This is a genomic window from Microbacterium schleiferi, from assembly GCF_020781975.1.
GTDB lineage: Bacteria > Actinomycetota > Actinomycetes > Actinomycetales > Microbacteriaceae > Microbacterium.
Map to the genome: position 1 here is coordinate 1 of NZ_JAJGNI010000016.1, position 22,169 is coordinate 22,169.

Annotated in this window: 25 protein-coding genes; 22 read left to right on the forward strand and 3 right to left on the reverse strand. The window is 68.5% G+C overall.

What is annotated here, in order from left to right; translation table 11 throughout:
• Window positions 1-200 precede the first annotated feature (200 nt).
• From LL236_RS14185 to LL236_RS14195, 3 genes are all read left to right on the forward strand, one after another.
• Window positions 201-1,196, forward strand: coding sequence for an aldo/keto reductase (locus LL236_RS14185; protein ID WP_228179480.1), 996 nt, complete (start codon window positions 201-203; stop codon window positions 1,194-1,196).
• A 90-nt stretch (window positions 1,197-1,286) separates the two neighbouring features.
• Window positions 1,287-1,940 carry an acyl-CoA synthetase gene (locus LL236_RS14190; RefSeq protein ID WP_228179481.1) on the forward strand — a complete coding sequence of 218 codons (654 nt, stop codon included), beginning with the start codon at window positions 1,287-1,289 and terminating at the stop codon, window positions 1,938-1,940.
• Window positions 1,937-2,290 (forward strand): amino acid transporter, encoded by a 354-nt coding sequence (locus LL236_RS14195; protein WP_228179482.1) that lies wholly within the window; start codon window positions 1,937-1,939, stop codon window positions 2,288-2,290. The genes LL236_RS14190 and LL236_RS14195 overlap by 4 nt, the downstream gene beginning before the upstream one ends.
• 14 nt (window positions 2,291-2,304) lie before the next feature.
• Here the strand turns inward: LL236_RS14195 and purB are convergent, their stop codons facing one another.
• Window positions 2,305-3,714, reverse strand: coding sequence for an adenylosuccinate lyase (gene purB / locus LL236_RS14200; RefSeq protein ID WP_228179483.1), 1,410 nt, complete (start codon window positions 3,712-3,714; stop codon window positions 2,305-2,307).
• 55 nt (window positions 3,715-3,769) lie between these two features.
• On the reverse strand, window positions 3,770-4,276 hold the full coding sequence (locus LL236_RS14205; RefSeq protein ID WP_228179484.1) for a low molecular weight protein-tyrosine-phosphatase: 507 nt from the start codon (window positions 4,274-4,276) through the stop codon (window positions 3,770-3,772).
• Window positions 4,277-4,412: 136 nt separating this feature from the next.
• Here LL236_RS14205 and LL236_RS14210 point away from each other — a divergent pair, with 136 nt between their 5' ends.
• Window positions 4,413-4,700, forward strand: a complete 288-nt coding sequence (locus tag LL236_RS14210) for a hypothetical protein (protein ID WP_228179485.1) — start codon at window positions 4,413-4,415, stop codon at window positions 4,698-4,700.
• Window positions 4,697-6,118, forward strand: coding sequence for an alpha/beta hydrolase (locus tag LL236_RS14215; RefSeq protein WP_228179486.1), 1,422 nt, complete (start codon window positions 4,697-4,699; stop codon window positions 6,116-6,118). Before LL236_RS14210 ends, LL236_RS14215 begins: the two co-directional genes overlap by 4 nt.
• Window positions 6,119-6,125: 7 nt before the next feature.
• Here LL236_RS14215 and LL236_RS14220 read toward each other — a convergent pair whose 3' ends face one another.
• On the reverse strand, window positions 6,126-6,521 hold the full coding sequence (locus LL236_RS14220; protein ID WP_228179487.1) for a phage holin family protein: 396 nt from the start codon (window positions 6,519-6,521) through the stop codon (window positions 6,126-6,128).
• A 91-nt stretch (window positions 6,522-6,612) separates the two neighbouring features.
• Here LL236_RS14220 and LL236_RS14225 point away from each other — a divergent pair, with 91 nt between their 5' ends.
• The 17 genes from LL236_RS14225 to LL236_RS14305 all read left to right on the forward strand — a co-directional run bounded on the left by LL236_RS14225 (window position 6,613) and on the right by LL236_RS14305 (window position 22,160).
• Entirely contained in the window at window positions 6,613-7,716 is a 1,104-nt protein-coding gene (locus LL236_RS14225; protein WP_228179488.1) for a histidinol-phosphate transaminase, read from the forward strand.
• A gap of 10 nt (window positions 7,717-7,726) precedes the next feature.
• Window positions 7,727-8,857, forward strand: coding sequence for a thiamine pyrophosphate-dependent enzyme (locus tag LL236_RS14230; RefSeq protein ID WP_228179489.1), 1,131 nt, complete (start codon window positions 7,727-7,729; stop codon window positions 8,855-8,857).
• 62 nt (window positions 8,858-8,919) lie between these two features.
• Window positions 8,920-9,885, forward strand: coding sequence for an alpha-ketoacid dehydrogenase subunit beta (locus LL236_RS14235; protein WP_228179512.1), 966 nt, complete (start codon window positions 8,920-8,922; stop codon window positions 9,883-9,885).
• Window positions 9,886-9,985: 100 nt separating this feature from the next.
• The gene (locus tag LL236_RS14240) at window positions 9,986-11,362 is read left to right on the forward strand and encodes a dihydrolipoamide acetyltransferase family protein (RefSeq protein ID WP_228179490.1); all 1,377 of its coding nucleotides are present in this window, start codon (window positions 9,986-9,988) and stop codon (window positions 11,360-11,362) included.
• Window positions 11,363-11,440: 78 nt separating this feature from the next.
• The gene (locus tag LL236_RS14245; RefSeq protein WP_228179491.1) at window positions 11,441-12,445 is read left to right on the forward strand and encodes a metal ABC transporter solute-binding protein, Zn/Mn family; all 1,005 of its coding nucleotides are present in this window, start codon (window positions 11,441-11,443) and stop codon (window positions 12,443-12,445) included.
• Window positions 12,442-13,290, forward strand: a complete 849-nt coding sequence (locus LL236_RS14250) for a metal ABC transporter ATP-binding protein (protein ID WP_228179492.1) — start codon at window positions 12,442-12,444, stop codon at window positions 13,288-13,290. The genes LL236_RS14245 and LL236_RS14250 overlap by 4 nt, the downstream gene beginning before the upstream one ends.
• The gene (locus tag LL236_RS14255) at window positions 13,287-14,153 is read left to right on the forward strand and encodes a metal ABC transporter permease (protein ID WP_228179493.1); all 867 of its coding nucleotides are present in this window, start codon (window positions 13,287-13,289) and stop codon (window positions 14,151-14,153) included. Before LL236_RS14250 ends, LL236_RS14255 begins: the two co-directional genes overlap by 4 nt.
• 54 nt (window positions 14,154-14,207) lie before the next feature.
• The gene (locus LL236_RS14260; RefSeq protein ID WP_228179494.1) at window positions 14,208-14,633 is read left to right on the forward strand and encodes a Fur family transcriptional regulator; all 426 of its coding nucleotides are present in this window, start codon (window positions 14,208-14,210) and stop codon (window positions 14,631-14,633) included.
• Window positions 14,551-15,657, forward strand: coding sequence for a permease (locus LL236_RS14265; RefSeq protein WP_228179495.1), 1,107 nt, complete (start codon window positions 14,551-14,553; stop codon window positions 15,655-15,657). Before LL236_RS14260 ends, LL236_RS14265 begins: the two co-directional genes overlap by 83 nt.
• Window positions 15,650-16,471: a TIGR03943 family putative permease subunit gene (locus LL236_RS14270; RefSeq protein WP_228179496.1), complete on the forward strand. Its 822-nt coding sequence runs from the start codon at window positions 15,650-15,652 to the stop codon at window positions 16,469-16,471. The genes LL236_RS14265 and LL236_RS14270 overlap by 8 nt, the downstream gene beginning before the upstream one ends.
• Window positions 16,461-17,915, forward strand: coding sequence for an Ig-like domain-containing protein (locus LL236_RS14275; protein WP_228179497.1), 1,455 nt, complete (start codon window positions 16,461-16,463; stop codon window positions 17,913-17,915). Before LL236_RS14270 ends, LL236_RS14275 begins: the two co-directional genes overlap by 11 nt.
• A complete protein-coding gene (locus tag LL236_RS14280; RefSeq protein WP_228179513.1) occupies window positions 17,912-18,610 on the forward strand; it encodes a DNA-3-methyladenine glycosylase in 699 nt (232 codons plus the stop codon). Before LL236_RS14275 ends, LL236_RS14280 begins: the two co-directional genes overlap by 4 nt.
• 141 nt (window positions 18,611-18,751) lie before the next feature.
• The gene (gene rpmB / locus LL236_RS14285) at window positions 18,752-18,988 is read left to right on the forward strand and encodes a 50S ribosomal protein L28 (RefSeq protein ID WP_228179498.1); all 237 of its coding nucleotides are present in this window, start codon (window positions 18,752-18,754) and stop codon (window positions 18,986-18,988) included.
• Complete coding sequence (gene rpmG / locus LL236_RS14290) at window positions 18,988-19,158, forward strand: 50S ribosomal protein L33 (RefSeq protein ID WP_005051772.1); 171 nt, start codon at window positions 18,988-18,990, stop codon at window positions 19,156-19,158. The genes rpmB and rpmG overlap by 1 nt, the downstream gene beginning before the upstream one ends.
• Before the next feature lie 3 nt (window positions 19,159-19,161).
• Window positions 19,162-19,467, forward strand: a complete 306-nt coding sequence (gene rpsN / locus LL236_RS14295) for a 30S ribosomal protein S14 (protein WP_228179499.1) — start codon at window positions 19,162-19,164, stop codon at window positions 19,465-19,467.
• A gap of 354 nt (window positions 19,468-19,821) precedes the next feature.
• Window positions 19,822-20,109, forward strand: a complete 288-nt coding sequence (locus LL236_RS14300; protein WP_195692545.1) for an HU family DNA-binding protein — start codon at window positions 19,822-19,824, stop codon at window positions 20,107-20,109.
• A gap of 74 nt (window positions 20,110-20,183) precedes the next feature.
• Window positions 20,184-22,160, forward strand: a complete 1,977-nt coding sequence (locus LL236_RS14305; protein WP_228179500.1) for a cytochrome c oxidase assembly protein — start codon at window positions 20,184-20,186, stop codon at window positions 22,158-22,160.
• Window positions 22,161-22,169: the final 9 nt, after the last annotated feature.

Below are 22,169 nucleotides of genomic sequence, written 5' to 3' on the forward strand. Positions count from 1 at the left end.
ACCATTTCGCAGCAGCCGCCTGATCGGCGCAGAGCGACAGCCTACCTCTGACTGCCGCCAATCTTTGCAACAGAGCCGCGTCTCGGGCGGAACATCCGTGGCCGCAGCGCAGTGGTAGGAGACGGGCATGGCCATACCCTAGAGCCTCCCGCAGGATGCGCCGCGGCCCGCACGTCGGCGGCGGGTGGCAGAGTGGATGCATGCAGCAGCGCCCCCTCGGAAGAACTGGCCGTCTCGTCTCGGCAATCGGCCTCGGTACGTGGCAGCTTGGCGCCGACTGGGGCGCGGTCAACGAGGATGACGCGCTGGCGGTGCTCGCAGCATCCGCCGACGCCGGCGTGACGCTCTTCGACACCGCGGACGTGTACGGAGACGGCCGGTCGGAGAAGCTCATCGGCCGCTTCCTCGCGTCGCGACCCGATCACGGCATCACCGTGGCGACGAAGATGGGACGCCGCGTCGACCAACTGCGCGAGAACTACACCGAAGAAGCCTTCCGGGGCTGGACCGAGCGCTCCCGTGAGAACCTCGGCGTCGACACCCTCGACCTCGTGCAGCTGCACTGTCCGCCTACCGACGTCATCGCTGCCGACGACCTCTTCGATGCGCTCGACCGGCTCGTCGAAGACGGCCTCATCGCCGCTTACGGCGTATCGGTGGAGACGTGCGAGCAGGCGCTCGCCGCCATTGCGCGCCCGGGCGTGACAAACGTGCAGATCATCTTCAATCCCTTCCGACTCAAGCCGCTCGACGAGGTGCTCCCGGCAGCAGCCGCCGCCCAGGTCGCGATCTTCGCGCGGGTGCCGCTGGCCTCCGGGCTGCTCTCGGGCAAGTACACGACGGCCACGACATTCGCCAGCGATGACCACCGCTCGTACAACCGTCACGGCGAGGCGTTCGACCGCGGCGAGACGTTCTCGGGCGTCGACTTCGAGGTCGGGATCGCCGCGGCATCCGAGCTGGCTGCCGCGCTGCCCGAGGGAGTCTCACTTCCCGCAGCGAGCCTGGCCTGGATCGCCGCCCAGCCCGGCATCACCTCTGTGATCCCCGGCGCACGGACGCCTCAGCAGGCTGAGGCCAACGCTGCCGCAGGGGCTCTGCTCGAGCCCGGCGCGTTCGATCTCGAAGGGTTCGACGCGGCGGTTCACGGGGTTTACGACCGTCACCTGCGCGACGCGATCCATCCCCTGTGGTGACCCAGCGCCCCCGTCGGTGCATGGCCGCGGGGTGAGCGCGAAGCCCGGGCCCGCCGATCAGGCATGCCGCGACGAATAGACTTGAGTGTTGTGACCAGCGCTGCACCCCTCCGCACCCTCGAGGTGAGGCATCTTCAGCTGGCGCGAGCCTTCTTCGCCGCGCTGGCGGCCGTCATGATCACCTTCTCCCCTGATCATTCCGCTGCCGTCGGCCTCGCCGTGTTCAGTGGCTTCGCGATCGCGACGGGTCTGGTGTGGTTCGCCGCGGTGTGGCTGATCTTCCCGAAGGGCGACCGGTGGGCAGCGGTGCTGCTCGGCATTCTCGCTCTCCTCGCCGGAATGGCAACCGGGATGCCGGGCCTTCGAACCGACACGATGTTCTTCGTCGCCGTGATCGCTTGGGCTGTGCTCAGCGGCATCGTCGAACTCGTCGCGGGTATCCGAGCGCGACGGATGACACACCTGCCGCGCTCGCAGAGTCGCGACGCGATCTTCGTCGGTGCACTGGGCATCCTGCTCGGACTGGGGCTCGTCGCGGTGCCGGTGCAGTACGCCCTCACCTACACGATCGAAGAAGCAGGACAGACTTTCACCCTGACCGGAATCACCATCGCCGTCGGCATTTTCGGTGGTTACGCCGCGATCGTCGCCGTGTACCTCGGAATTGCTGCGTTCTCGCCGCGCCAGACGGATGCCGAGGCCGCGGCGGCGGTCACCGAAGCGACGGCCGAGAGGAAGCCATGACCGACAAGCCCTCGCGCCGGGAGATCATGCGCCCCGTTCAGCTCTTGGGGCTCGCCTTCGCTGCGGCCCTCTTCGCGGGAATCGTGACGCTCGTCTCGATGGGGTTCTTCCAGCAGATTCCCGCCGAAGACGTGCAGAACGCTTTGGTCGTTGCGCTCATCGTCGCGGGAGTGACCTTTGTGGTCACCCTCGTCGCGCTCGCACTCCTGCTGCTGGCGATCGACCCCGCGCAGGTGACCAAGACCATTGATCGGCCCGTGCTGCTGGACGACGAGCCCGACGGCGACGCGGCATCGGCGACCGCGCCCGATGACCGCGAGGCCGGCGGCTCCTCAGCACCAACCGCCTAAAGCTCAGCCGGGGCTCACTCGATCTCGGAGACGAGGTCCGATGCGAGACCCGTGTATGACGCCGGCGTGAGGGCGAGCAGGCGCTCCTTCGCGGCATCCCCGATGTCAAGACCGCGCACGAACTCCGCGAGCTCGGCGACGCCAACGCGCCGCCCCCGTGTGAGGTCCTTCAGCAGCGCGTAGGGGTCGCTGATCTGCGAGCGTCCGGCCACGATCTCAGCGCGCACCACGGTCTGGATCGCCTCGGCCAGGACCTCCCAGTTACCCTCAAGGTCGGCATCCAGCGCGGCTTGCGCGAGCGAGATCTCGGTGAATCCCCGGGCGAGGTTGTCGAGCGCGAGCAGCGAGTGCCCCAGGGCGACGCCGATATTGCGCTGCGTCGTGGAATCGGTGAGGTCCCGCTGCAGCCGCGAGGTGACGAGTGTTTGCGCCAGCGTGGCCAGCAGCCCACCCGAGATCTCGAGGTTCGCCTCGGCGTTCTCGAAGCGGATCGGGTTGATCTTGTGCGGCATCGTCGACGAGCCGGTCGCGCCGGCCACCGGGATCTGCGAGAAGTACCCGAGCGAGATGTAGGTCCAGACATCGGTCGCGAGATTGTGCAGGATGCCGCCCGCGTGCCGGATCCGGTCGTAGAGCTCGACCTGCCAGTCGTGCGACTCGATCTGGGTCGTCAGGACGTTGAACCCGATCCCGAGCGACTCGATGAACTCGCGCGAGAGGGCCGGCCAGTCGGTGTCGGGCTCAGCGGCGAGGTGGGCTGACCAGGTTCCGGTGGCGCCCGAGAACTTCGCGAGGAACTCGGATGCCGCGATCTGCCGCTCGACCCGCTCGAGTCGCCACACGAAGACGGCGAGCTCCTTGCCCATCGTGGTGGGGGTCGCCGGCTGCCCATGGGTGCGCGAGAGCATGGGAGCGTCCCGGTGCTCGTGGGCGAGGGCGGCGAGCCGGTCGATCACGACGCGGAGTCGGGGCAGCCAGACCTGGACGACGGCGCGCTGCACCGTGAGTGCGTAGGAGGCCGAGTTGATGTCCTCGCTCGTGCACGCGAAGTGGGTCAGTTCGGCGATCTGCTCGAGTCCGAGCTCGCTGAGCCGGTCGCGAACGAGGTACTCGACGGCCTTCACGTCGTGGCGGGTCACTGACTCCTTCTCGGCGAGCCACGCGATCTCGTCGGCGCCGAAGCCGCGGTACAGCGCGCGAAGGCGTTCCTTCTGCGTCTCCTCGAGCGGTGCTGTGCCGAACAGGGAACGGTCGGTGAGGGCGATCAGCCACTCGACCTCGACCTCGACGCGGGCACGGTTGAGGCCGGCCTCCGAGAGATAGTCGCTCAGGGGTGCCACCGCGGCGCGGTACCGTCCGTCGAGGGGACTCAGCGGCTGATCGCCGAACGAGCTGGCGTCGTGCTCACGGGGCAGGGAGGTCACGGTACTCCTGTCGGATCTGCGGTCCGGGCTCCCGTCGCGCCGGGCGATGATCGCCTCAGGGCGCGGGGCGAAGCGCCGGCTCCAGCTGGCGGAAGAGTGCGCGGCTGGCGTTCTCGATCATACCGAGCACCTCGTCGAACATCGCCTCGCCGGCGTAGTACGGGTCGGGCACATCGAGGGTCGGGGCCCCGGCATCGAACGACATGAGCAGAGAGATCTTGTCGGCATCCGCGTCCGAGTGTGCCCAGCCGCGCAGGATCCGCTCATGGCTGCGATCGAGGGCAAGCACCAGGTCGCTGCGATCGAAATCGGCCCTGCCGAACTGCCGTGCGCGATGGCGCGCGCCGTCGTAGCCGCGCCGGGCGAGCGCCTCAATGGTGCGTTCGTCGGCGCGCTCGCCGACATGCCAGTCTCCCGTGCCGGCGCTGGTGGAGAGCACGCGGTCGCCGACGCCCGCACTGTCGGCCAGGGCGCGGAACACGACCTCGGCCATGGGAGACCGGCAGATGTTGCCGGTGCAGACGAAGACGACGCGAAACGGCTCGACGGCGTTCGCAGTCATGCGTTCATTCATACCCCTCCTGCCCGGCGATCGCATCAGTTCGTCGCCTCCTCCCCGGTTTCGCCGGGGGCCGAACCGTCGACAATACGTGACGGATGCCGCATCCCGCGCCCCGAGGGTCAGCGACCGTGGACGAATGGATGAGCTGTGTGCGTCACCGGCGGCCGGTGCCGTACGGGCACAGCTCGCGGCGCTCGCGTCGTGGGCTGACGACCTCGCTGCCGACGCCGAGGCGATCGCGCGGGTCAGTGGCTGGGAGACGCCGGCTGTCGCCGAGTTCCAGACCGAGATGGCGGAGCTTGTGGCGGCGCTGCGCGGCCTGCGAGAGCGCGCCCTCGATCTGCGCGCCGACGTCGGAGCGCCGCATCCGTGGTCCATCGCGGGCGGGTACCCCGGCTTCGGTCTGGCCGGAGCTGGGGCGTGAGCGATCTGGAGATCCGCAGCGGCGGTGCTATCGCCGTCGACACCGAGCTGTTGCGAGCGGTTGCCGGGCGGCTGCGCGAGTTCGGCATCCGTCTGGGCGAATTCGCGGACCGGGCGCGCTGGGTGGCAACGGATGCCGCAGCCACCGCGACCCGGTTCGGCATTGACCTCGAGGCGCGGTGGCTCGCAAGCGGCGCTGACCGGGCTGCGGAGCAACCGGCGGCGCTCGCGGCAGCCCTCGACGGGCTCGCTGCAGCGTATGAGCTCATCGAACTGCGGGCGCAGCACGCGGCAGCGGCCGCCGCCGGTGATGCCGATGCGGCGCGAGCGATCGAGTCGCGGATGGCGTTGCTTGAGCAGGAGTACCCGGACGCCGCGCGCGCTGCCGACACCGCGGTGCGCGGGTGGCGCAGCGGCGGTCCGATCGAGATGGCCCGCCAGGCTGCGGCTGCGACGTGGTGGATTCCCGGGATGGCCCTTCCCCTGGCCGTCGGCACCGGTGTGCTCTGGGGCGGGGTGGCGCTCGCGGGTTTCGGCCGGATGTCGCGGGCGCCGGTCTCGCCGGGCGCTCCGGCGGCGGATGCCGCGGCCACGGCGCCCTCGACATCAGTGCCCGGGCATCGCGGCGGGACCCGGCACCCGCCCACGGCACCTCCAGCCACGCCGCCCGGAGCCCCTACCGCGCCGACTACCGTGCGCGCAGTAGCCCCAACCCCCTCATCAGCGTTGGCATCGGGGCCGTTGACGGGTTTGGCGGATGCCGCCCGCCGCGTGCCCGGCGCCGCTGAGGCCCGGGTGCGCGTCGAGCGTTACGCGATGCCCGGCGGTGGGTCGCAGGCGGCCGTCTACATCGCCGGGACACAGACCATCTCCGGCGGTTCGGGCGACCCGTTCGACATGCGCTCGAACCTCGAGCTGTACGGGGGTGAGAGATCGGCGTCCCTCGAGTCCGTCGAACTCGCCCTCCGCGAGGCAGGCGTGGCTCCCGGCGAGCCGGTCCACGTCTTCGGCCACTCGCAGGGAGCGATGCTCGCTTCTGCTCTCGCGATGGAGGGCACCTACGACGTGCAGACCCTCGTCACCTATGGCTCACCCGTCGAGGCAGCCGTGCCCGACAGCGTGCTCAGCGTCGGCATCCGTCACACCGACGATCCCGTCGCGGGGCTCGCCGGCGGCGGTCACGCCGAGACGGTGGGCGCGCCGGGAAGTTTCGTTGCGGAGCGGGTGGCCGACCCGACGGGCGGCGTGCAAGACCTGACCCTGGCAGCGCACGGCATCGAGCGGTACGCCGAGACGGCGGCGATGGTGGATGCCTCGAGTGACCCCCGCACTGCGGCGCTGCGGGAACTGTGGCGTGACCTCGGGTCGGCCGAGAGCGTGACCGTCACCGAATACGCCGCCGATCGAGGCGGCAACTGAGGCCGACTCAGTCGTTGTTGCGGCGGGGCCGGAGGAGGATCCCGATGAACCAGTTGATGATCGAGATCAGAAGGGCCGCGACCACACCCCACCAGAAGTCCTCGACTCGCAGACCCCAGTCCCACCACTGCGTGAACCAGGCGGTCAGCCACAGCAGGAAGCCGTTGATCACCAGCGAGATGAGCCCGAGCGTCAGGATGTAGATCGGGAAGGCGAGCACCTTGATTACCGTGCCGATGATGGTGTTCACAAGCGCGAAGATGAGCGCCACCAGCAGCAGCGTCAGCACCAACTGCAGCGTCTCCCCCGGTGCGAACGGGATGACAGTGACCCCGAGGGCAGGGATCAGGGTGACGATCCAGATCGAGAACGCGTTCACGACGATGCGGACGAGTAAACTCATGCCCGCAGTCTTTCACGAGGGTGCAGACAGGTAACAGCCCGGTCGCGCACTCGGGCCGGTCCTGAAACCGCCCCGGTCCTAAACTCATGGAGTGACCGAACCCGACCCGATCCCCGTTCGCGTACGCCCCGCGATCGCGGCGCTGCCCCCCTACAAGCAGGGCCGACAGGCGGCTCCAGACGCGTTCAAGCTCTCGAGCAACGAGAACCCGTACGACCCGCTCCCTGGCGTGATCGACGCGATGCGCGGGGTAACGGCGGTCAACCGCTACCCCGACGCGAGCGCTGCGCGGCTGCGGGATCGGATCGCCGCCGACTACGGCGTGAGCCCCGACGCCGTGCACATCGGCGCCGGAAGCGTCTCGCTCATCGCGCAACTCATCTCGGCGACCGCAGGTCCCGGCGACGAGGTGATCTACGCGTGGCGCTCGTTCGAGGCCTACCCGTCGCTGGTCGAGGTGTCGGGCGCGGCATCCGTGCGTGTGCCGCTCACCGCCGACGCGCGCCACGATCTCGCTGCGATGGCGGATGCTGTCACCGACCGCACCCGCACGATCCTGGTGTGCAGCCCCAACAACCCCACCGGTCCGGTGGTCACGCAATCCGAGTTCGACGACTTCGTCGCCCGTGTCCCTCGCGACGTGCTGATCGTGCTCGACGAGGCGTACGCCGAGTTCGTCACCGCCCCGGATGCCGTCGACGGCGTGCGGGTGCTGCAGGCGGGGCATCCGAATGTCGTGGTGCTGCGCACCTTCTCGAAGGCCTACGGTCTCGCGGGACTCCGCGTTGGCTACGGGATCGGTCACCCGCGGGTATTGGATGCCGCGCGCAGCACCGCCATCCCGCTCTCTGTCACCGCCCACGCTGAAGAGGCGGCCCTGGCGAGCCTCGACGCACGCGACGAGCTGCTCGAGCGGGTAGCCGAGATCGCCACGCGCCGCGATGCGCTCGCGGCAGGCCTGCGGAACCAGGGATGGCGCGTCCCCGAGGCCCAGGGAAACTTCGTGTGGCTTGCCACCGGACCCGACACGCTGGCTGTGGCCGACGCCTTCCATGACGGCGGAATCGTCGTCCGGCCCTTCGCGGGAGAGGGTGTTCGCATATCCGTCGGAGAGCATGAGTCTGTGGACAGAGTGCTACGGATCGCGGGTTCCGTTGTAGAGGACCTCCCGGAAGGGCACCCCGCACGCGGGTAGCGTAGGGACCGTGACCCAGCCAGAAGAACCTGAGCTCGTCCGCATCCTCGCCGCTGACGGCTCCCTCGCGCCCAGTCCGGCAGCCGAGCCGTACCTCGAGCTCGTGAACGCGCTCGCCGACTCCGACCTCGAGATGCTGTACCGCGACATGGTCGTCATCCGTGCGATCGACCGGCAGGCAACCAACCTCCAGCGCCAGGGACAGCTCGCACTCTGGCCCCCGAGCCTCGGACAGGAGGCAGCACAGGTCGGTTCGGCCCGCGCCGCCCGCGCGCAGGATCACCTCTTCCCCTCCTATCGCGAGCACGTCGTCACCCGAATCCGGGGCGTGGATCCGATCGGGATCATCAAGCTCATGCGCGGACTCTCGCACGGCGGATGGGACCCGACAGACCCGGCCAACGGCAACACCCACATCTACACGCTGGTGCTCGGGGCCCAGACGCTGCACGCCACGGGCTACGGCATGGGCCTGGTCTTCGACGGACGCTGTGGCACCGGCGACCTAGAGCGTGACGAAGCCGTCATCGTCTACTACGGCGACGGCGCCTCCAGCCAGGGTGATGTGCACGAGGCAATGGTCTTCGCTGCCAGTTACCGCACGCCCGAAGTCTTCTTCCTGCAGAACAATCAGTGGGCCATTTCGGTGCCGGTCGCGACCCAGTCCCGCACGCCGCTCGTGCGGCGCGGAGAGGGGTACGGGATGCCGAGCATCCGCATCGACGGCAACGACGTACTCGCCAGCTACGCCGTCACTCGGCGTGTCCTCGACGAGGCGCGGAGCGGCGAAGGGCCCCGTGCGATCGAGGCGATGACCTACCGGATCGGTGCCCACACCACGAGCGACGACCCGACCAAGTACCGCACCTCCGACGAGGAGCAGTTGTGGGCTCAGCGCGACCCGATCGCACGAATGCGGGCCTTCCTCGAGCATCGCGGAGCCCCCTTCACGCTCTTCGACGAGGTGGATGCCGAGGCCGCCGCCGCTGCCGATGATCTGCGCGTGCGCACGAATGAGCTCGGCGGACTGGAGCGCGACGCGATGTTCGCTCACGTCTACAGTGACCCGCACCCGCTCATGGACGAGCAGCGCCGCTGGCTCGCCGAGTACGAGGCATCCTTCGAGGGAGGCACCCGATGACCACCGTCTCGACCTCCACCGGCCAGGCTTCCGCGGCCGCCGCGGCTCCGGCATCCGGGCCCATGCCCTTGGGGCGCGCGCTCAACGCCGGTATGCGGCAGGCGTTGGCAACGAACGACCGCGTCCTGCTCATGGGTGAAGACATCGGTCGTCTCGGCGGCGTGTTCCGGGTGACCGAGGGGCTGCAGGCAGAATTCGGCGAGCAGCGGGTGCTCGACACGCCCCTTGCCGAGTCCGGCATCGTCGGTACCGCGATCGGGCTGGCCATGGCCGGGTTCCGCCCGGTGTGCGAGATCCAGTTCGACGGGTTCGTGTTCCCGGCGTTCGATCAGATCACCTCGCAGCTGGCGAAGATGACCAACCGCCTCGAGGGGGCAGTGTCGATGCCGGTCGTCATTCGCATCCCCTACGGCGGGCACATCGGCGCGATCGAGCACCACCAGGAGAGCCCCGAGGCCTACTTCACGCACACCCCGGGCCTGCGGGTTGTGAGCCCCGCCACCGCGGGAGACGCGTACTGGATGATCCAGGAGGCGATCGCCTCCAACGACCCAGTGATTTTCCTTGAGCCCAAGAGCGCGTACTGGCAGAAGGGCGAGGTGGACACGACTGCCCCTGCCCTGCCACTTCACGCCTCCCGCATCGTCCGCCGCGGCACCGATGTGACTCTCGTCGGCCACGGCGCCATGGTCGGCACACTGCTGCAGGCAGCGGCTCTCGCCGAGTCCGAGGGCACGAGCTGTGAGGTCGTCGACCTGCGTTCGCTCTCACCGGTCGACTACGGTCCGATCCTCGACTCCGTGCGCCGCACCGGCCGCATGGTCTATGCACAGGAGGCCCCGGGCTTCACGAGCCTGGGCAGCGAGATCGCCGCTACCGTGACCGAACGCGCGTTCTTCTCGCTCGAGGCGCCGGTGTTGCGGGTCTCGGCGTTCGACACCCCGTTCCCACCCGCCAAGCTCGAGGGCACCTACCTGCCGGATGCCGACCGCATCCTCGAGGCCGTCGACCGCGCCCTCGCCTACTGACACCCGATGGCGCTAACTCCTGCAATGTCGGCACGGACACGGCGATACTGAGGCACAGACCACCGAGGTGCAGGAGTTCGTGCACCGCGAAAGGACCGACATGAGCACGCAGACCTTCGTTCTCCCCGATGTGGGGGAGGGCCTGACCGAGGCCGAGATCGTCACCTGGAAGGTCGCGCCCGGCGACGCCGTGCAGGTCAACGACGTGCTCGTCGAGATCGAGACCGCCAAGTCCCTGGTCGAACTGCCCTCGCCGTTTACCGGCACGGTCGGCGAGACGCTCGTCGAGGAGGGCGTGACCGTCGCCGTCGGAACCCCGATCGTGACGATCGAGACGGCTCCCGCCGCATCCGCTCCGCTGTCACAGACCGACGCTCCCGGGGGCGGCGACGCGCAATCTGAGACAGCGGAAGGTGGTGCTGAGGGCGGCGGCGCGGTGCTGGTCGGATACGGGACGGGTGGAGCTGTCACCTCGCGTCGCCGCAAGCCCGCTGAGCGGCCGGTGACGGCATCCGTCGGGGTCATCGCGAAGCCGCCGATCCGCAAGCTCGCGCGCGATCTCGGCGTGGACCTTGCCGCCGTGACCCCCTCGGGTGAGGCCGGCGAAGTCACCCGCGAGGACGTCGTGAAGCACGCGTCGCAGGCAAGCGTCTTCCGCAATATCGAGACTCCCGACTGGCCCGAAGTGCGCGAAGAGACCATCACCGTGACACCGGCAGCGGCACCAGCGCCTCCCGCCCCCAACGGCGTCGCCTCGCCGTTCGCGCAGGCGGCGGGCCGGGTCGAGTCGATCCCGGTCAAGGGTGTGCGCAAGGCCACCTCGACCGCGATGGTGCAGTCGGCGTACTCGGCACCGCACGTGTCGGTGTGGACGGATGTCGACGCGACCCGCACCATGGAGCTCGTCAAGCGACTCAAGGCATCCCCCGACTTCGCCGACGTCAAGGTCTCGCCGCTGCTGATCATGGCGCGCGCCGTCATCTGGGCGGTACGCCGCACGCCGATGGTGAACGCGGCGTGGGTCGACGGTGACGGCGGCGCCCAGATCAGCGTGCGGCACTACGTCAACCTCGGGATCGCTGCGGCCACCCCGCGCGGGCTTCTGGTGCCGAACATCAAGGACGCCCAGGACCTCAACATGCGAGAGCTCGCACGGGCCCTCGAGAAGCTCACCCTCACGGCGCGCGAGGGCAAGACCACGCCTGCCGACCAGCAGGGCGGCACGATCACGATCACCAACATCGGGGTGTTCGGAATGGATGCCGGCACCCCGATCATCAACCCCGGAGAGTCAGGCATCGTCGCGATGGGTACGATCCGGCAGAAGCCCTGGGTCGTGGACGGAGAGGTGCGCCCGCGCTATGTCACGACAGTCTCGGGCTCGTTCGACCACCGCGTCATCGACGGCGATGGGATGAGTCGCTTCATCGCCGACGTCGCGTCGATCCTCGAGGAACCCGCGCTGCTGCTCGACTGACCCGTCGCGCTCGGGAATGCCGGAATGTACCGGCCGCCCGTTTTGATAATGATTCTCACCGCCGTTATCATTGTCGACATGACAACCCGACGACTTTCCACCCTGCTCGCGCTCGGCGCGGCATCCGCCCTCACGCTCACGGCCTGCGCCGGCACGGGTGGAACGCCGGCGACATCCTCCCCGGCCGAAGCAACCATCGGCGTCGTCGCGTCGACCAACGTCTACGGTCAGATCGCCGAAGAGATCGGGGGTGATGCCGTCACCGTCACCTCGATCATCACGTCGTCGGCTCAGGACCCGCACGAGTTCGAGCCGACGGCCCAGGACCAGCTCACGGTTTCGGAAGCCGATCTCATCATCGAGAACGGCGGCGGATACGACGGCTTCATGGATGCCATGATCGAGGCCAGCGGCACGACGGCGCCCGTCATCACCGCTGCCACCTTCAACCACGACTACCCCGCTGAGGGCGAAGTTGGGGAGGAAGGTCACGACCACGCGGAGGAAGAGGGTCACGACCACACCGATGAGGACGGTCACGACCACGCGCACATCGAGGGATTCAACGAGCACGTCTGGTACGACCCGCACACCATGGAGCACCTCGCCGAAGCCATCGCTGAGGAGCTCTCGACGCTCGACCCCGACAACGCCGACCTCTTCGAGACCAACGCTGCAGCCTTCATCGACCAGATCGCCGGGCTGGAGGCATCCCTCGACGAGATCTCGGCAGCTCACGCCGGCACCGGAGTCTTCGTCACCGAGCCCGTGCCCGTCTACCTGATCGTGGCAGCCGGGCTCGAGAACCTGACGCCCGAAGCGTTCAGCGAGGCAGTCGAGGAGGGGCAGGACGTGCCCCCCGCAACTCTGCTCGAGGCGCTGGGCATCGTCGAAGACGGCTCCGTCAAGGTCGTCATCGCCAACGCACAGACCGGCGGCGCCGAGACCACGCAGGTCATCGATGCCGCGACCGCGCAGTCAATCCCGGTGCTGGAGTTCACGGAGACCCTCCCGGAGGGCCAGACTTACATCTCGTGGATGCAGCAGAACATCGCGGAGCTCGCGGACGCGCTCGACGCGTGAGCTCCAGCGCGACCTCGGACGCCCAGCCGCCGCTCCGCATCCGCGGAGCGGCGCTGCGCCGTGGCGAGCGGGAACTGTGGGCCGGGCTCGACCTCGACGTCGAACCCGGCGAGTTCATCGCGGTTCTCGGACCCAGCGGCTCCGGCAAGACGACGCTGCTGCGAGCCATCCTCGGCCTCGAGCACCTGAGCGCTGGGGCGATCGAGACGAGCGGTCGCCGGGTCGAGCGCCGGGGCAACCGGCACATCGGCTACGTACCCCAGCAGCGCCCCCTTCCGCCCGAAACCGCATTGCGCGGTCGCGACCTCGTGACCCTCGGTGTCACCGGCCACAAGTTCGGCTTCAGCCTTCCAAACCGGCGCGATCGCGAACGCGTCGATGTGCTGGTGGCAGACGTCGGCGCCGAGGGGTTCGCCGACCGGCCCGTGGGCGAACTCTCCGGCGGCGAGCAGCAGCGGCTGCGCATCGGGCAGGCGATCGCCGACGACCCCGGCCTGCTGTTGTGCGACGAGCCGCTCACGAGTCTCGACCTGGCCAACCAGCAAGCGATCGTGGCGCTCATCGACCGGCATCGCCGCGAGCATGGCACCGGTGTGCTGTTCGTCACCCATGACATCAACCCTGTCCTCGACGTCGTTGACCGCATCCTCTACATCGCCGGGGGGCGCTTCACGCTCGGAAAGCCCGATGAGGTCTTGCAGACGAGCGTTCTCAGCGACCTCTACGGCGCTCCCGTCGCTGTGCTGCGGGCAGGCGACCGCCTCGTGGTCGTGGGCGCGCCGGATGCCGAGGTCTCGCACCATCACCACCACGACGGCGACGAACCCGGTGGGGTGCACGTATGAACTGGTCTGACATCGGCGACGCGATGTTCGGGGGATTGGCTGACTATGGCGCGATCCTCGCGCTGGTCTCGAACTCGGTCATCGCGGGGGCAGTGCTGGGCCTGGTCGGCGGCCTCGTCGGCGTCTTCGTGATGCAGCGCGACATGGCTTTCGCCGTCCACGGCATCAGCGAACTCTCGTTCGCGGGAGCCGCATTCGCGCTCCTCATCGGCTGGGATGTCGTGACGGGGTCGATCGTAGGCTCGCTCATCGCCGCCGGGCTCATCGGATGGCTCGGCGCGCGGGCGCGCGACCGCAACTCGTTCATCGGCGTGCTCATGCCGTTCGGCCTCGGTCTCGGCATCCTGTTCCTCTCGCTCTACAGCGGTCGCAGCGCCAACCGGTTCAGCCTGCTGACGGGTCAGATCGTCTCGGTGCAGAACGCGCAGCTCGGGTGGTTGATCGCGATCAGCATCCTGGTTCTGCTCGGACTGCTCTTCATCTGGCGGCCGTTGCGCTTCGACTCGCTTGACCCGCAATCCGCTGCAGCGCGCGGCGTACCGGTCACGGCGGTCTCGCTCGGATTCATGCTGCTGCTCGGGCTGATCGTCGCCGTGGCGATCCACATCATCGGCGCGCTCCTGGTCATGGCCCTGCTCGTGACCCCCGCTGCTGCTGCCATGCGCATCGCATCCGGGCCCTGGAGCGTTCCGCTGCTGGCGGCCGGCTTCGGCTTCGTGTCGGCCGTGGGTGGCATCCTGCTGGCGATCGCCGGAACCCTCCCGGTGAGTCCCTACATCACGACGATCTCGTTCTTGATCTATCTCGTCTGCCGCCTCGTCGGCGGTCGGCGCGGTCGGGTGACTCGGGCGCGGTTCGCGTGAGGGCTCCCACGCGCTCCCAGCCGGCGCCGAAGGTAGGTCGATAGACTCCCGGCCATGGCGCAACGCAATACCTGGCAGCGCGAACGCGTGCGCACGGCGCTGGGCGATGCCCCCGGCTTCATCAGTGCCCAGTCACTTCACGCCGTTCTTCGTGATGAAGACACGGGGATCGGCCTCGCGACGGTCTACCGCGCCCTGGCAAGTCTCGCCGATGAGGGCGCGGCCGACACGCTGCACGGACCCGACGGCGAAAGCCTCTACCGTGCGTGCGAGACCTCGGGGCATCACCATCACCTGATCTGTCGGTCCTGCGGCGCGACCGTGGAGATCGCAGCGACCCCCGTCGAGCAGTGGGCCCGGTCGGTTGCGCAGCAGCACGGCTACACGGATGCCGAGCATGTCGTCGACATCTTCGGGCGCTGCCCCGAGTGCACGGCGCGCGCCCGCGCGGCATCCGGCGACGGGAACCGTGCGCGCTGACGCTCCGGCGACCGAAGGCGTCCGCTCCGAGGGTGCGACCCCGGGAGTACGGGCGGGAGTCGGCGTCGGAATCGGCATCCTCTTCATCGCGCTTCTTGTCGCGATTGATGCCCTCGCGCCCTCACTGTTCGCCTCACCGCTATCGACTCGCGCCCAGGATGGGCTGACCCTCGCGATCAGCGTTCTCATCGAGTCGCTCCCGTTCGTGGTGCTCGGGGTGGTGCTGTCGATCGTCGTGCAGGTGTGGATCCCGCCAGGAGTGCTCGAGCGATGGATGCCACGCACCCCGTGGCTGCGACGCGGCGTGCTGTCCCTGCTCGGCATGTTCATTCCCGTGTGCGAGTGCGGCAACGTCCCGTTCGCCCGTGGCCTGCTGATGCGCGGGTTCACGGTGCCCGAGACCCTCACCTTCCTCATCGCGGCACCCATCGTGAACCCCATCGTGATCATCACGACGCACCAGGCGTTCGGGTTCAGCGACGGCATCCTGGTGGCGCGCCTGGTGGGCGGTTTCCTGATCGCAAACCTCCTCGGCTGGCTGTACAGCCGGCATCCGAGCCCCGACGCGCTGCTGACCGACCGGTTCCGCGACACGTGCGGGCTCGTGACTCACGAGCCCGGCGGCAAGGGGCGCCGGAGCCTTGCCCAATTGGTCGTCGAGCTGCGCGCCGTCATGCCCGCGCTTATCATCGGATCCGCCATCGCCGGAGCCGTTCAGGTACTCATCCCACGAGACGTGCTGTTGGCGATCGGATCCAACCCGGCACTGTCGATCGTCGCCATGATCGCGCTCGCAATGGTCGTCTCGATCTGCTCCAACGTCGACTCGTTCTTCGCGCTCTCGTTCGCCTCGACCTTCACCCCCGGCTCGATCGTGGCGTTCCTTCTTGTCGGCCCGCTGGTGGATGTGAAGATGCTCGCCCTGCTGCGCACGACCTTCACGACCCGCACCCTCGTCGGGATCGTCGTGGTCGTCGTGCTGTCTGCCTTCGCGATGGGGACGGTGGTGAACCTTCTTGCCTAGGCTCAGCTCCCTCGGAACACGCTGGCTCGGTGTCGGGCTCGCCTCAGCCCTCGCCGTCCTCACCATCGGGCTTGCGGTGACGGGGCGACTGTCGCTCTACATCAACCCTGAGTCGGCGTGGTTCGCGGTGGGTATGTCGGTCATCGTTCTGATTGGCGCCATCGCGTCCTTCGCGCTGCCGTTGGGTGCCGAAAACGACCACGGACACGATCACGGTGACACCGGTTCGGCCCATCACACGGATGCCGACCGCGGCCGCGCCGCGACGGAGGGGACCGAGCAGGGCAATGCGCTTGCCCACGCGCGGCATCCGGTCGCCCTGGCCGGCACGGTTGTCGCAGGAGTGATAGCCAGTGCCGTCGTGGTCGGCGCGCTCGCCCTGCCACCCTCGTCGCTGTCGCCGCAGTTCGCCTCGACGAGCGCCTCGACCACGCCGGTGCTGTTCGGCGGCCGGGATGTCGTCACCCTGGCTTCCACGGGCGATACGGCGACCTTCGGGGTGGGCGAGTGGGCGACGGTGTTAGCGACGGCGACAGACCCGGCATCCTTCGACGGCGACGCCGTCACTCTGACCGGTTTCGTCTCCCCGGGCGATGCCGGGGCCGGCTTCCTGCTGTCGCGGTTCGTCATCACCCACTGCGTCATCGACGCGCAACTGGCCGCGGTGCCGATCGCGTGGGGCGGCACGGCAGCGCCCGAGGGCGAGTGGGCTACCGTGACGGGCACGGTGCGATCGGACTCCGACGGGCGGCTGCACATCGCTGCCGACTCGGTCGAGACCGTACCCGAGCCCGAGGACCCGTATGAGTACTGACGCGGGCTGTCGGCGCGACTCGGCTGCGCCGTCGCGCCGACAGCGAGCTGCCCGTCGACGACTGCGGGGATTCGTCCTCGGCTTCGTCGGGGTCGCTGCGGCCATCGGGCTCGTCGGCGCGCTCGGAGCCGCGGCCACCGTTCTCATGGGGCCGCGAGTGACCGCGGTGCAGGTCGACCCGTCAGCTGCCATCGCGGCATCCGGGTCCCGGCTCATCGTGACGACCTCGCAGTCGCTCGCCGACGTCGACCCCACCTCTGTCACGGTGACCCCCGCAACACCGTTCGACATCGACACCTCGGGTCGCAGCATCGGGGTGCGCTTCACGGTTCCGCTCGATGCCGACACCGAGTACACCGTCACGATCGACGGGGTGACCGGAGTGTCGGGGGGTCCGTCATCCACGATCACCGAGACGTTCACCACCCCGCCGAGCGAGGTGTTCCTGCTGCAGCGCGGCACTGTCGATGGCGACACGATCTTCCGCACCGACCTCACCGGTGAAGCCGCCGTCGCCGTGTTCGCCCACCCGCACATCGAGGACTACCGTGCGACCCGCGATCACCTTGTCGTGCTCGTCGATGAAGACGGCGAAAGCGCGCTGATCATGACCGACCTCGACGGGCAGAACCCGGTCGAACTGACACTGCCGGGCAGCGGATATATCGCTGATCTGCAGATCGCTGACCGGGGGGATCGGATTGGATACCTGTTCACCTCGTCGACGGTCGGGACGGGTTCGGGTGACGAATCGGCGCTGTACACGGCATCGCTCGACACCCCGACCGCCGAGCCCGCGAAGGTCGTCGTCGCGGGCGCCGACGAGCGCGTCGCGCAATGGTCGTTCGTGCCCGACACCGACAGTGTGTTGCTGGTCGCCTTCGACGGAAACCTGTTGCTGACCGACCCCGAGGGCGAGGCTCCGACCGCTCTCGGTACGGCGCTCGCGATCGATGGCATAGCTCCGGGAACCGCTCAGGCGATCGTCGAGCGCATCGATGGGCTCGTTGTACTCGACCTCCTGACCGGCGAGGAGACGCCGCTGGATGTCGGCACCGACCCGGCGGTGATCGGCAGCGTCATGCCCCTCCCGCGCGGTGGGACCCTGCGCACGACGTTCCCGATCGCCGAGACCGGCCTGCCGACTGGCGCGACATCCGTCGTCCTGGTCGATGACACCGGGGCGTCGAGGGAGGTGTTCTCGGCGCCGGACACCGACGCCGTCCTGCAGACGTGCGTGTCGCCGAGCGGTCAATACGCGGCGATGCTCGTGGCGCCGGACCTGGCATCCAACCCGTACGACACCTACCAACTGCCCCTTCCTGCGACCGTCGAGACGCACATCGTCGAACTGCCGCGGGACGAGAGTTCGGAAGCTCGCGAACTCGTGGCGCTCGCTGGCTCGTCGATCTCGTGGTGCCGACAGTCGGTGTCGTGGCGGTGACGGTTCCCGACGGTCTGCGTCCGGCAGCGCGCGACGACCTCTCAGCCCTGCCGGTGGAAGTCGCACCGACACTCCTCGGAGCCCATCTGGTCGTCGAGGTCGGCGGTGACCGCGTCGTCGCCCGACTCACCGAGGTCGAGGCCTACCACGGCGCCGGAACCGGCGACGTCCCCGACCCCGGATCCCATGCGCGCTCGGGCCGCAGCCCGCGTAACGCCACGATGTGGGGCGAACCGGGTCACCTCTACGTCTACCTCAGTCACGGCATCCATTCGTGCGTCAACGTCGTGTGCGCGCCGGCGGGGGTCGCCGGTGGTGTGTTGCTGCGGGCTGCCGAGATCGTCGAGGGGACTGAGATCGCGACGCGGCGCCGGTTCGCGGCGCGGGAGCCTGGGCCCGTGCGCGACCTTGCACGCGGGCCCGGACGTCTCGGTCAGTGTCTCGGTCTGCGCCACGCCGAGCACGACGGCGTCGACGCCGTCACCGGTGCGGAACAGTCCGGTGCCGTGGCTCTCCTGCTTCTGCGCGAGCAACCGGTGACGTCCGTTGCTACCGGTCCTCGGGTCGGGGTCGCCGGAGTCGCGGGCACTGACGCCTACCCGTGGCGGTTCTGGATCCCGGGCGACCCCACGGTCTCGGCCTTCCGCTGGGGGCGGGGAGCGCAAGGGGCGCGCGCAGCCGCCGTGCTAGACTGACTCTTTGTCTGCGCGCACTCCAGCACGCAGTTCGTACCCTTCCCTCATCATCCGGCCGGAAACGGCCTGTCGAGTGCGGGGTGCAGACAAGGGATCTTGGGTGGCACCGTCCGGTGTCACGGTACAGAAGGAGACATCACCATGGCTGCAGTGTGCCAGGTGACTGGAGCGGTTCCCGGCTTCGGTCACAACATCTCGCACTCGCACCGCCGGACGAAGCGCCGCTTCGACCCGAACGTGCAGAAGAAGACCTACTACGTGCCCTCGCTCGGTCGTAAGGTCACCCTGAACGTGTCCGCCAAGGGCATCAAGGTGATCGACGCGCGCGGCATCGAGTCGGTTGTGAAGGACCTCATCGCGAAGGGTGTGAAGCTCTAATGGCGAAGAAGGCTCAGGACGTTCGTCCGATCATCAAGCTGCGCTCGACCGCCGGCACGGGGTACACCTACGTGACGCGCAAGAACCGCCGCAACAACCCTGACCGCATCGTTCTCAAGAAGTACGACCCGGTCATCCGCAAGCACGTCGAATTCCGAGAGGAGCGCTGATCCATGGCTAAGAAGAGCAAGATCGCGCGCAACAAGCAGCGCCAGGAGGTCGTGGACCGCTACGCCGCCAAGCGCCTCGAGCTCAAGAAGCAGCTCGTGGACCCGAACGCGACCGACGAGCAGCGCGAAGCCGCTCGCGTCGGCCTGCAGAAGCTTCCCCGCAACGCGTCGCCGGTGCGTCTGCGCAGCCGTGACGCGATCGACGGTCGCCCCCGCGGCGTGCTGACCAAGTTCGGCATCTCGCGTGTGCGTTTCCGCGACATGGCCCACCGTGGCGAGCTGCCCGGTGTGACCAAGTCGAGCTGGTAAGCCAGCCCGCGAACAAGCACTGTCGAGCTGGTAAGCCAGCCCGCGAACAAGCACTGTCGAGCTGGTGAGCCAGCCCGCGAACGCAAGGCCCGGCATCCTCACGGATGTCGGGCCTTGCGCGTTCCTTCGCTCTGGCGTTCCCCCGCGAGAGGGGGGCGGACAGTCACGGGAGTCACACGCGTCACTTCCGTGACGCGACACGCCGCGAATCGGACGCCGATGCCCGCGAAATCCGCGGAATTCCGGGGTTCGTGGGTATATTCGAGGTCGGTCGGCAAGAGACCAGCCGAGAGCCACCTAGCTTTCGGTCCATGCACGAGGGCGGGGACTTCACCGCCTTGGAGGACAACCACAATGGCTGAAAAGTCCATCACCAAGACCGAGCTCGTCGCGAGCATCGCAAGCGCGACCGGTCAGAGCCAGGCCACCGTTTCGGGCGTCGTCGACGCGCTGTTCACCACTGTCGCCGAGGCCGTCGCCAAGGGCAGCAAGGTGTCGATCCCGGGCTGGGTCTCGTTCGAGCAGGTCGCCACCTCCGCTCGCACGGGCCGCAACCCGCAGACCGGTGAGGAGATCAAGATCCCCGCCGGCAAGCGCGTGAAGGTCTCGGCCGGCGCCAAGCTCAAGGCTGCCGCCAAGTAAGACCCTTCGTCTTCACCTCGAAAGGGGAGCGTCCGTCCGCGGATGCTCCCCTTTCGCGCGCGTAGGCTGAGGGGATGGATTCCCGCCTGCTGCGGGCGATCGGCCCGGCGACGCTCGTGACGGTCGCCGTCGTCGTGATGGTCGCCGCCCTTGCGTACGGTGGTGGCGCCGCGCCGCTGGTGATCGCGGATGCCGGACCCGTGGTCCGCTGGGGTCTGCCGACCACGACGCTGATCTTCAACCTCGCGGCAGCCGGGCTGCTGGGATCACTGATCCTGGCCCTGTTCGCCCTGAAGGCCGGCGACAGGGCTTTCGATGTGGCCCTGGACGTGGCATCCGTCTCGGCAGCCGTCTTCACCGTCGCCGCCGGTGTCACGGGCTTCTTCACGTTCATCGACGCCTTCAACGCACAGGTCACGCTCGGCCCCGAGTTCGGGGCGCAGTTCGGCAAGTTCCTCACCGACACCGAACTCGGTCGCGCGTGGCTGCTCACCACGGTGTTCGGGGCACTGCTGACGGTGCTCACCTTCGCGGTCCGCTCGTGGACGGGAACCTTTCTGGTCGCTATCCTCGCGATCGCTGCCCTCGTCCCGGTGGGCACGCAGGGCCACTCGGGCGAGGAGGCCAACCACAACGCCGCGGTGATGGCCACGGTGCTCCACATCGAAGGAGCGGCTCTCTGGCTCGGGGGACTGCTGCTGCTCATCGTCATCCGGCCCCTGCTGCCCGCCGAGCGGATGACGACAGTGCTGCGCCGGTACTCGACCATCGCGATCGTGGCGTTCGTGGTCGTCGCGGCATCCGGGTACGTGCGCGGTGTCATCGGCGTCGTGACGTGGGAGGCGATGCTCTCGCCGTACGGCGCGATCCTCGCCCTGAAGATCGTCGCGCTCGTCGCCATGGGGCTGCTCGGGGCCTGGTACCGGCTTCGGCTGATCGATCGGATGCGCGAGAGTCGCGCATCCCGGTTCTTCTGGTGGCTGATCCTCGCTGAGATCGGGTTCATGGGACTTGCGAGCGGTGCCGCCGTCGCGCTCGCGCGCACCCCACCGCCGGTCGACACGTCGCTGCCCGAGCTACGGACGCCGGCCGAGTTCCTCACGGGCGCGGCGCTACCGCCCGAGCTGACCCCGTGGCAGTGGGTGGCCGCGTGGGAGATCGACCTGCTGTGGGCGCTGCTGTGCGCATTCGCGGCGTTCTTCTATCTCGCCGGCGTCTGGCGCCTTCGTGCCCGCGGCGATCGGTGGCCGCTGTATCGCACGGTGCTGTTCCTCTCGGGCCTCGTCATGCTCGCCTGGATCACCAACGGTGCACACAACGTCTACCAGGAGTACCTGTTCAGCGTTCACATGTTCGGGCATATGGCGCTCACGATGGGCATCCCGCTGCTTCTGGTCGCGGGAGCCCCGGTCACCCTCGCACTGCGTGCTGTACGCAAGCGGGACGACGGCACGCGCGGTGGCCGCGAGTGGATCCTCTGGGCCATCCACACGCCGTTCGCGAAGGTCGTGACCAACCCGTTCTTCGCCGCCGGGAACTTCGTCCTCTCGCTCTGGCTGTTCTACTACACCGACCTGTTCCGCTGGAGTCTGTACGACCACCTCGGGCACGAGTGGATGATTTTCCACTTCCTGATCACGGGCTACCTGTTTGTGCTGTCGCTGATCGGCATCGATCCGGTGCCCTACCGCCTTCCCTACCCGTTCCGCCTGCTCATCCTCATCGGCGTCATGGCGATGCACGCCTTCTTCGGTATCGCGATCATGATGAACAGCGGGCTGATGGTGGCCGAGTGGTTCGGGTCGATGGGCCGCACGTGGGGGGCGACGCCGCTCGAGGACCAGTACATCGGCGGGGGCATCGCATGGTCGATCGGAGAGATCCCGACCCTCATCCTCGCGATCACCGTCGCCATTCAGTGGAGCCGCAGCGACGAGCGCGCGCAACGGCGCGAGGACCGGCAGGCCGAGCGCACGGCGGATGCCGAACTCGAGGAGTACAACGCTCGGCTGGCGCAGCTCGCCGAGCGCGACGCACGCGTGGGGCGCTGAGCTCGGCCG

Coding starts and splice junctions, on each gene's coding strand:
- LL236_RS14245 (WP_228179491.1), top strand. CDS start 11,441: ATGACAACCCGACGACTTTCCACCCTGCTCGCGCTCGGCGCGGCATCC.
- LL236_RS14305 (WP_228179500.1), top strand. CDS start 20,184: ATGGATTCCCGCCTGCTGCGGGCGATCGGCCCGGCGACGCTCGTGACG.
- LL236_RS14220 (WP_228179487.1), bottom strand. CDS start 6,521: ATGAGTTTACTCGTCCGCATCGTCGTGAACGCGTTCTCGATCTGGATC.
- LL236_RS14205 (WP_228179484.1), bottom strand. CDS start 4,276: ATGACTGCGAACGCCGTCGAGCCGTTTCGCGTCGTCTTCGTCTGCACC.
- LL236_RS14235 (WP_228179512.1), top strand. CDS start 8,920: ATGCCCTTGGGGCGCGCGCTCAACGCCGGTATGCGGCAGGCGTTGGCA.
- LL236_RS14265 (WP_228179495.1), top strand. CDS start 14,551: ATGTCGTCGACATCTTCGGGCGCTGCCCCGAGTGCACGGCGCGCGCCC.
- LL236_RS14260 (WP_228179494.1), top strand. CDS start 14,208: ATGGCGCAACGCAATACCTGGCAGCGCGAACGCGTGCGCACGGCGCTG.
- LL236_RS14275 (WP_228179497.1), top strand. CDS start 16,461: ATGAGTACTGACGCGGGCTGTCGGCGCGACTCGGCTGCGCCGTCGCGC.
- rpsN (WP_228179499.1), top strand. CDS start 19,162: ATGGCTAAGAAGAGCAAGATCGCGCGCAACAAGCAGCGCCAGGAGGTC.
- rpmB (WP_228179498.1), top strand. CDS start 18,752: ATGGCTGCAGTGTGCCAGGTGACTGGAGCGGTTCCCGGCTTCGGTCAC.
- LL236_RS14195 (WP_228179482.1), top strand. CDS start 1,937: ATGACCGACAAGCCCTCGCGCCGGGAGATCATGCGCCCCGTTCAGCTC.
- rpmG (WP_005051772.1), top strand. CDS start 18,988: ATGGCGAAGAAGGCTCAGGACGTTCGTCCGATCATCAAGCTGCGCTCG.
- LL236_RS14255 (WP_228179493.1), top strand. CDS start 13,287: ATGAACTGGTCTGACATCGGCGACGCGATGTTCGGGGGATTGGCTGAC.
- LL236_RS14210 (WP_228179485.1), top strand. CDS start 4,413: ATGGATGAGCTGTGTGCGTCACCGGCGGCCGGTGCCGTACGGGCACAG.
- LL236_RS14240 (WP_228179490.1), top strand. CDS start 9,986: ATGAGCACGCAGACCTTCGTTCTCCCCGATGTGGGGGAGGGCCTGACC.
- LL236_RS14300 (WP_195692545.1), top strand. CDS start 19,822: ATGGCTGAAAAGTCCATCACCAAGACCGAGCTCGTCGCGAGCATCGCA.
- LL236_RS14185 (WP_228179480.1), top strand. CDS start 201: ATGCAGCAGCGCCCCCTCGGAAGAACTGGCCGTCTCGTCTCGGCAATC.